6 protein-coding genes are annotated in these 6,913 nt (G+C 61.5%); all 6 read right to left on the reverse strand.

The features are described from left to right. Positions 1 to 458: 458 nt before the first annotated feature. Positions 459 to 1,112: a DUF433 domain-containing protein gene (locus tag EOA29_RS20155; protein ID WP_127221344.1), complete on the reverse strand. Its 654-nt coding sequence runs from the start codon at positions 1,110 to 1,112 to the stop codon at positions 459 to 461. A gap of 556 nt (positions 1,113 to 1,668) precedes the next feature. Then, positions 1,669 to 2,067 (reverse strand): cupin domain-containing protein, encoded by a 399-nt coding sequence (locus tag EOA29_RS20160; RefSeq protein WP_189478939.1) that lies wholly within the window; start codon positions 2,065 to 2,067, stop codon positions 1,669 to 1,671. Positions 2,068 to 2,098: 31 nt separating this feature from the next. After that, positions 2,099 to 3,088: a helix-turn-helix domain-containing protein gene (locus EOA29_RS20165; protein WP_189478940.1), complete on the reverse strand. Its 990-nt coding sequence runs from the start codon at positions 3,086 to 3,088 to the stop codon at positions 2,099 to 2,101. A 46-nt stretch (positions 3,089 to 3,134) separates the two neighbouring features. Further along, complete coding sequence (locus tag EOA29_RS20170; RefSeq protein WP_127221347.1) at positions 3,135 to 4,379, reverse strand: FAD-binding oxidoreductase; 1,245 nt, start codon at positions 4,377 to 4,379, stop codon at positions 3,135 to 3,137. Further along, complete coding sequence (locus EOA29_RS20175; RefSeq protein ID WP_127221348.1) at positions 4,379 to 6,064, reverse strand: hydantoinase B/oxoprolinase family protein; 1,686 nt, start codon at positions 6,062 to 6,064, stop codon at positions 4,379 to 4,381. Before EOA29_RS20175 ends, EOA29_RS20170 begins: the two co-directional genes overlap by 1 nt. Further along, on the reverse strand, positions 6,061 to 6,913 hold an 853-nt coding region (locus EOA29_RS20180; protein ID WP_281061097.1), incomplete at its 5' end, for a hydantoinase/oxoprolinase family protein. The genes EOA29_RS20175 and EOA29_RS20180, both read right to left, overlap by 4 nt.

A 6,913-nucleotide genomic window follows, 5' to 3' on the forward strand; every position in this document is an offset into this window, starting at 1 on the left:
GACAGTCCGACGGCAGCGCATAAAATTCTATTTCAATTCCGCCGTCATCAGCCAACGTGACTTCAACCACCTTGTTGACCAGGTCGCCGCCCTGATCCTCAATCATCTCCAGCGCCGCATCCAACATGGCGATCTGCATGGCTCGATCCATGAAGTCCGGCCCATTGAAGCAGATCAATCCGGCGTGGAGATCGATGTCGGCGTATTGACCTTCCGGACCCCGGGTTCACCTGGGGCCCCGAAAGTCTACCGAATTGACGGTCACGAAGGTCCAATCCTCCTGAAGGATGAACGCTTTGAGTTCCCAGTCCTTATAGCCAAGCCCTTATAGCCCTTATAGCCCTTCTAGCCCTTCTAGCCCGTCTTGCCCAACCGCACGACATGGGATGACTCCCCATGACCAGCCTGCTGGGCACGTAACGCGAGCTGGGGACTGAGACATTCGTCAATCAGCAGCTTCACGGAGCTTTGCCGCCACGAAAGCTTCGATGCGCATTGAGTTTGGCGCCCTGAGGCAGCTTGACCCGAGAAGGCGACGGCCGACCGCGAGGCGGATTGGCCTTGGCATAAATTGCCGCCAACTCGATCTTCTCGTCGTCGAGACTGGGATAGTCCTCTCGGATACGCTCCAACGGTACGCCCGCGGCAACCTGAGCGGCCACAGCGTAGACGGGAACTCGCGTGCCCTTGAGGACTGGGGTTCCGCCAAGGATATGCGGATCGGAAGCGACGGTATCGTGCGCGGCCGCCAGCCTGTGAAGGCGATTCCACGTTTCGGCAAAGACGCTTTTGAAGTCGATCGTGACAAACTGATTATGGACCGTCCAATCCTGTTCGAGATCGCCGGCCAGGTTGGACCACACCAGCTGGCGTAGCCGCGGACTGAGCAACCTGATGGCGCGCCGTCGCTCCATCGCGTCCAGTATGCCCGCAGTATGAATATAAAAGTTGATGGCAACGCAGCCGCCAGGCAGCACGCGGCGCCCGTCGCTTTGATCGAACAGCTCCTTCGGGAGGATATCATCGTCAATGAGCTTGTTGACGTTTTGCACGTCGACGCCGGCGACGACGGCAGCTTCCGTCGTTCTGAGCAGTTTGCTTTGCGCGAGCATCGCATTCTCCTAATTATTCCCCTACACGGGAAGATATAATGGATGCCGTCAATTTTGCAATTTAGGCGTCTCTTGAGAGGCGGGGGCTCGCCCCAGGGTCGCTCGCTATGATAGCTGTATGTGTTAATCAAATCAACCTAAAGTTGCATAATCTATCTTATGGAACTTAGATGGGGTTTAGTCCGCGTTGCTTTTTCTGGTTGAGCCGAGCGCCTCCGAAGCCCTGTCTTTGCCGCCCTTTAAGGGTCCGGCAGAAGCGAAAAAAGCAACAGTCAATTGGCACGCCGCAACACGATCGTCAGGCTTTGCTGAATCGGCAACGCCTTAACGGCCAAGTGCTAGGAACGACGCGGTAGAGTGGCCAAGCCACCCTTATGCAAGGTGTGCAAACGTTTCAGGGGCCGCGCTCGTTCACGGCATGAGTCCTACCGCAGTTTGCATGAGCTGGCCTGGGCAACCGTCGCGGCGTGACGATACCGCGTTTACGCCTACGAAATAACCCGCAGGACCAGGTCCCCACAAGAACCAGCGCCGGGCTGGGGAATGCGTTATCCTGTTAGTCGTCGCTGTCGTAAGCATCAAAAACCATGAAGTATTTTTTCATCGGCTCATCCTGTTGCCACAGGCCTGCGAAGCCGCAGGGCATGAAGAAGCTGTCGCCCTTGGTGAAGGTTTCCGTGCGCCCATCCGGCTCGATAATCGTAACGGAGCCCTCGATGACGTACATGAACTCATCCTTTGGGTAGTTTTCCAGCCTTTCGGTATAGGCAGTCGCCTGCCATATGCCGACGCGAACCTGGCCCGCCCTCAGACGGTCGGATACGAAAAAGCGATGGCGACGCTGCCTTGGGGTTCCTTCCAGGACCTTGTCATGGGCGATTGGCTCCCAAGGGCTCATGCCGTCTTTGGGGTCGCCATTTTCGTGCAGGCGGATGACGCGGATCGGCTGTTGCATGATTTGCTCACGGGCTTTCGACAAATGGGGATCAGGGCGTAAGGCCGGGGCCGAGAACATCGACCAGCAGGCTGGAGCTCGGTTGGAAAAACATCGCCAGGCGGTTCTGAGATCGCGCCTTACCGGCGGCGATGCGGGCGCGTTCCTCATGCGGGGATATTCCAAAGAACGAGCGATAGGCGTGCGTAAAATGCGATGGCGAGGCGTAGCCGCAGGCAAAGGCGATCGCAGCGGTCGGAGACCGCGTGCCGACCAGAAGCGACTGGGCTTTCTGAAGCCGCAGCGCTGTGTAGAAACTGCTCGGAGGCACCCCGAATTCGGCAACGAAGCGGCGTTGCATCTGGCGTGGCGACATGTTGCAGCGGGCTGCCACCTCCTCGAGCGCGAGCGGAGCGTCGATGAACTGCCGCATCACGGAAAGCGCGAGGGAAAGCTTGCGGTCGCGCACGAACAGGTTTGTTTCGGCGTCCTTGAGAAAGAAGCACTCCCGCACATAGCGCGCGATGTCCTCGCCCTGATGCTGGGCGACGAGCCGCAGCATCAAGTCGAGCACCGCCATGCCGCCGCTGCAGGTGAAGAGGCGGCCGCTATGCTCGACGCCGGTGCTGCAGAAATCGACATCGGGAAAGCGCTCCTGCGCGCTTCCCAGTTCTTCCCAGTGAACGGTCGCCTTCTTGCGATAAAGCAACCCTGCCTGCGCCAGGAGAAGGGGCGCCGTGTCGACAGCCGCAATCCAGGCGCCATGGCGCGCCGCGTTCCGCAGCCACGCAAGCAGTTCCGGGGAAGCGGCAGCGTCCGGAAAGTAGGAGGCATTGAGAAACACCAGTTCGCCGGGCTCGGCATCGCTGTCAAAGCTGCGCTGCGCTGCGAAGGTGAACCCGTTGCTGGCGCGGGGTGATTGCGATTGCACGCCTCTGATCGTCCAGTCGAAGGCCTTGCGCCGATGTGCCAGGTTCACGAAGCGCAGCGCCTCGAGGATCAGAGTCGTCGTAAGCATCGAAAAGCCATCGGCGAGGATCACGTCGATCAGCACGGGTTTGGAAGAGGGTTCAGGCCGCCGCGACATGTCAGCCGGGATTGAAGCGCGCGGAGGAGAAGGGCGCAAGATTGTATTCGGTGCGACCTTTGACGATCAGGTCGGCAAGCGTCCGGCCGACAATCGGCCCGATGCCGAAGCCGTGACCGCTGAGCCCCGCGGCGACGAACAGACCGTCCGGTTTGGGCAGCGCCTCGATGACAGGTAGCTCGTCCGGCATATAGTCGATATATCCTGCCCAGGCGCGTTCGTATTGCACCGCGCCGACCACCGGGTATTCCTCGCGGAAGCGCTCGGCGGCGCGACGCAGCCCCTTCCAGTCGGGTTTGGGATCGAGTGTGCGGTGGGTCGTGAAATCGGCGAAGTCACCCATGAGGCTGCGCATCGTCGCTTTTCCCAGACTGAAGCGCAGGTTGCGCCAGTTGCGCTTGGCCAGCGGTAGAAACTTTAGGCCGTGAAAGATGCTGTCCAGCATCAGGTCATGGAAACCGTCTTCGGCGACGGCGATATTGACCCGGCCGTCCGGACGCTGGCGGTAGGCGCATTTGCCCCAGACGACGAGCTTGCGCATCCCGATCGGCAGGACGCCGGTCCGTCCGACAGAGCCACGGACCCAAAGGCTGGGGTGTCGGATGCCGAGCGGGGCCAGCAATCGGCTGGTCCAGACCCCCGATGCAACAACGATCGTTTCACAGGCAAGCCTGCCCTGCTCGGTTTCCACGCCGCAGACGGCACCGTTCCAAAGATCGATCGACAACGCCGCAGTATTGTCCATGATCACCGCGCCATGGCGTGCAGCACCTCGCGCAAAGGCTGGCGCAGCTTTTTCCGGCTCGGCATTCCCGTCCGTCGCTGTGAATAGAGCGCCCTGGCAATCCCTGGGGTTGTAGTGCGGCAGAAGCTCGGCCACCTGCGACGGCGTCAGGAGCTCTGTCGTGAGACCGAACTCCCGCGCGACAGGCATGAAGCCCTCGGAGCGTTCACGCATGCCTTCATCATAGATGACCCGCATCTGCCCATGCTGGCGCCAGTCGAGGCTTTCGCCGAGCTCGGCCTCGATGCCGCGCCATATCTCGAGACAGTCGAGCATCATCGGGATTTCGCTTGGGTCGCGCCCTTGCGTGCGAATGGCGCCCCAGTTCCGGCTCGACTGCTCCCCGTTGATGCGACCTTTTTCGACCAGCGCGACCCTCTTGCCGGATTTTGCCAGATAATAGGCGGCGGTCGTACCGACGATGCCGCCGCCGATGACGACCGTGTCGAACCGCTGGTTCATTAGTCGTCTCGAGGCATGGCTCGGGGGTAGTTCCGGCCGGCATATTCGGGAGATATGAAGCCGTCGCGCAGACTGCGCGCCACCTCGGCCGGTTGCCGTTCGTCCGGCGGCCCGAATCCCGCACCGCCCGGCGAGATCAGGCGAACGGCATCGCCCTTGGCCATGATCCGGTCGACGACGAACATCTCGATTGCTTCGACGGGGCCTTCGGCGCGATGATATTCGAGGGACGCGCGGCCGCCCTCGCCGCCACCGAAGATGCCGGGAGCCGGGCTTTTCTTGCCATCGGCCTTGATCGAGACCGACACGCCGTCGACCAGCGAGCCGATGTCGCGAATGATGGCGGCGCCTCCTTGCGTACGGCCAGGGCCGGCCGTGTCGATGGCCAGCCCATACTCGCGCACGATCAGGGGAAACTCGATCTCGAGCGGTTCGGCCGGCGTGTTGGATGTGTTGGTGATGCCGACTTGGGTGCCGTGCATGCCGTCCTTGTAGAGGGTGGCGCCGACGCCGCCGGCAACCGCCTCGACATAGACAAAGGGCTCGCCGGAGCGCCGCTTGCCATAGAAGGCCATACCTGTGTTGATGTCGGCCGACGGCGCGACGGCCCGGTCGCGCGGCAGCGCCTGGGCAAAGGCAAGTGTGATTGCCCGCACCACGCGCTGCGCGGTGTATTCCCTGTTGCCGACCGCGGCGGGAAAGTGCGGATTGACGATGGTACCGGCTGGCGCCTCGATCCGGACCGGCTGGAACATGCCGAAATTTGCCGGGATACTCGGATCGACCATCATGTTGATGCCGCAGAACACGGCTGCCAGCAGCGGATAAGGACCCATGTTGATGGAGCCCCTTGCTTGCGGATCGGTGCCGGCGAAATCCAAGGTCACATCGCCGCTCTCGATACGCACGGTCAGGCAGATGCGTTTGGGCGGGCCTGGCACCCCCTCGTCGTCCGTATAGACTTCGGAGGCATATTCACCGTCTGGCAGCTCGCGTAGGCGTTGACGCATGCGGCGTTCGGTGTAGCTCAGGAGATCCGCCATGCTCTTCTGGACCCTGGCCAGGCCATGGTCCCGCGCCAGCCTTACAAGGCTGCGGGCCCCCTGCCCGTTGGCTGCGATCTGCACTTTGAGATCAAGGATCCGCTCCATCGGGTCGCGCGTATTGTGCGCGATCATCGAGAGCAGATCCTCGTCGAGCACGCCTTCACGAAGGATGCGCATATGCGGAATGCGGATGCCCTCCGCGAAGACGCTGGTCAGGATATGGTCGGTAGAGCCCGGGATGACCCCTCCGACGTCCGAATGGTGGCCGATATTGCCGATGAAGAACTCGACGCTGCCGTCGATGAACACCGGCGTGATGATAGAGATGTCGTTGCTGTGCGAGCCGCCGGCGAGATAGACATCGTTGCAGATAAACACGTCGCCATCGCGAAAGCTGTCGAGCTTGCGGCTCTTGAGCAGTGTCTCGACACCTCCCATAACGCCTGAAAGTAGCATGGGAATGTAGAGCGCCTGGCAGATCAGGCGCCCTTCCCGGTCGAAGATCGCAACCGATGCGTCCTTGCGTTCTTTGATGTTGGTGGAGAAGGACGACCGGATCAGCGTGTTCATCACCTCATCGGTGATCGACAGCAGCCGGTTGTTGAAGACTTCCATATCGATGGCGTTTATGTGGCTCATGCTTCAGAAGCCTTTCGCGTAAGGATGATGTTGCGCCAGGCATCGATGCTGGCGGTCCAGCCTTTCGGCAGCACGGTCGTCGCGGTGAGTTCCTCGACCACGGCGGGGCCCGCGATGGTGGCACCGGAAGGCAGCTTCTCGCGGTCGTAGACGCTGGCCTCCGCCCAGCCGCCTGCCTCGGCGCCCATATGCACGTTGCGGGTGCCAATCCGTGCTTCCTCACAGCTCCCCGGGCGTGGCGGCGGCTGTTCCAGCGAAGCCGCGGTTTGGCCAATCGCCTCGATCCGTACATTGACGATCTCGATCTCGCGATCCTCGACATGATAGCCGTAGACTTCTTCGTTGACCTGGTAAAAGGCGCCTATGAAGGCCGCGCGGTTCATGATGTCGCCTTCGACGCGGACCTCGAAATTCTGGCCGACATAGCGGGCCTCAATCACGCGGACATAGGCGCGCAAAGGTCTCTCGACACCTTCGCCGATCAGCCAGGCCTCGGCTTCCGCGGTCATGGCGCGCGTCTGTTCGAGGATATCGCGCCAGCTGGCGTCGTCCAGCGGTGCGACATGGGATCTGACAAAGCTTCGGGATATGTTGGAAAGCAGCACGCCCCGGGCGCACATCGTGCCTGGAGCCTCGGGCACCAGGACCGCGGGAATGCCTACCTCCTCCGCGACAAATGCCGCGTGTAGCGGACCCGCGCCGCCAAAGGCGACCAAAGCGAATTCTTTGACATCGCAGCCACGCTCTATGGAGATTGAGCGGATCGCGCGCGCCATGTTGGCGACCGCGATGCGGATGATGCCATCCGCGGCCTCGTCGGGCGAGGCGCCGATCCTGGTCGCGATCTGC

It is taken from the genome of Mesorhizobium sp. M1E.F.Ca.ET.063.01.1.1 (assembly GCF_003998155.1).
Lineage (GTDB): Bacteria > Pseudomonadota > Alphaproteobacteria > Rhizobiales > Rhizobiaceae > Mesorhizobium.

Coding starts and splice junctions, on each gene's coding strand:
- EOA29_RS20160 (WP_189478939.1), bottom strand. CDS start 2,067: ATGCAACAGCCGATCCGCGTCATCCGCCTGCACGAAAATGGCGACCCC.
- EOA29_RS20175 (WP_127221348.1), bottom strand. CDS start 6,064: ATGAGCCACATAAACGCCATCGATATGGAAGTCTTCAACAACCGGCTG.
- EOA29_RS20155 (WP_127221344.1), bottom strand. CDS start 1,112: ATGCTCGCGCAAAGCAAACTGCTCAGAACGACGGAAGCTGCCGTCGTC.
- EOA29_RS20170 (WP_127221347.1), bottom strand. CDS start 4,379: ATGAACCAGCGGTTCGACACGGTCGTCATCGGCGGCGGCATCGTCGGT.